Origin of the sequence: Streptomyces sp. rh34 (genome assembly GCF_002551245.1) — a bacterium.
Lineage (GTDB): Bacteria > Actinomycetota > Actinomycetes > Streptomycetales > Streptomycetaceae > Streptomyces.
The window spans coordinates 1-1,469 of sequence record NZ_NTGZ01000520.1 but is presented as its reverse complement, the minus strand read 5'-3'; the positions used below and the strand labels follow the sequence as shown (position 1 = coordinate 1,469).

Here is a 1,469-nt window from a genome sequence, read left to right as displayed (position 1 = left end):
GCTGCGCGAGAGCGGGCTGCGCTGCGCGGGGGCCGGGCTCGCGGTGCCGTCGGCGGTCGCCGAGCCGGAGGGCACCGCCCTCAATCCGCTGCACATCGCCTGGCCCGTGGGCTCCCCGGTCCGGGACATCTTCGCCGCCTGCGTACGCGAAGCGGGCATCACCGGACCCGCGTTCACCGGCAACGACGTCAACCTCACCGCACTGGCCGAGCACCGGCACGGCGCGGGCCGCGGCGCCCAGCACCTCCTCTGCGTCGCCACCGGCCACCGGGGCGTCGGCGGGGCGCTGGTGCTCGACGGCCGGCTGCACAGCGGGAGTTCGGGCCTCGCGCTGGAGGTGGGGCACCTCACCGTGAACCCCGAGGGGCGGCCCTGCCACTGCGGCGGGCGCGGCTGCCTCGACGTGGAGACCGACCCGCTGGCCTTCCTCACCACCGCCCGCCGCGAACCCGGCCCCGAGGAGTCCCTCCTCAAGCAGGCCGGAAACCTGCTCCGCGCGGAGTACGGCGACCCCGCCGTGCGCCACGCCGCCGAGGCGCTGATCGACCGCCTGGGCCTGGGGCTCGCCGGGCTGGTCAACATCCTCAACCCGGACCGGATCATCCTCGGCGGGCTCCACCGCGACCTGCTGGAGGCGGACCCGGAGCGGCTGCGTGCCGTCGTCGCCGACCGAAGCCTGTGGGGGCGCAGCGGAAGCGTACCGATCCTGCCGTGCACCCTGGCCCACAACAGCCTGGTGGGCGCCGCCGAACTGGCCTGGCAGCCGGTCCTCGACGACCCCCTCGCCGCCCTGGCCTGAGCGGTGTCCGGGCCGGCGCCGGGCGGGAGCCGTTCACACTGCCGCTCCCTGATCCGACCTGATCCGAACGAAAGACCCTGGCCGCGCTCCCGCGGGAGTTCCCGCGTGGCCTCGATCAGCCGGTCCGGGGTGCTCACGGGAGAGAGCGTTCCTGCCTAGTAGGCACCGAAGGGGAGGGGAGGCGCGTACTCCGGCTGCTCCCACCGGAGTACGCACACGGCCGCCGGACGTACGACGCCCCGGAGGGCCTCCACCGGGCAGGCTCGAAAGCGACCGGAACGGCACCACGCCATCCGTGAACGAGGGAGCTGACCGAAATGAACACCCTGGCGCACTCCGGCGGACCCGGCCCCTGGGTCCTGCTCCTCCCGCTCCTCTGGGCGGCGATCGTGATCGGGATCGTCACCCTGCTGCGCCGCACCGTGTGGCGCGGGCGCGGAGGCCCGTGGGCGGCCGCCCGCACTGCGGGGGCCGTCCCCGGCGACTCCTCGCCGATCGCGCTGCTCGGCCGCCGCTTCGCCGCGGGGGAGATCGACGAGGACGAGTACTGGCGCCGACTGTCCGTGCTGGACGAGCGGTTCGGCCGGGCCGCAGGAGGCGGCAAGACGTGACCCCGGGGCCGGAACGGAGTGCGGTGGGGCGGTGCGAAGCCTGTCTCTTATACACATCT

2 protein-coding genes are annotated in these 1,469 nt (G+C 74.7%); both read left to right on the top strand.

What is annotated here, in order from left to right; genetic code table 11:
- Positions 1-799, top strand: a 799-nt coding sequence (locus tag CR470_RS37885) for an ROK family protein (protein WP_097872283.1), incomplete at its 5' end; no start/stop codon positions are given.
- A 317-nt stretch (positions 800-1,116) separates the two neighbouring features.
- Positions 1,117-1,410 carry an SHOCT domain-containing protein gene (locus CR470_RS37880; RefSeq protein WP_097872282.1) on the top strand — a complete coding sequence of 98 codons (294 nt, stop codon included), beginning with the start codon at positions 1,117-1,119 and terminating at the stop codon, positions 1,408-1,410.
- Positions 1,411-1,469: the final 59 nt, after the last annotated feature.

Bases quoted from the DNA above. Each gene is read 5' to 3' on its own strand.
- CR470_RS37880 (WP_097872282.1), top strand. From the start codon at position 1,117: ATGAACACCCTGGCGCACTCCGGCGGACCCGGCCCCTGGGTCCTGCTC.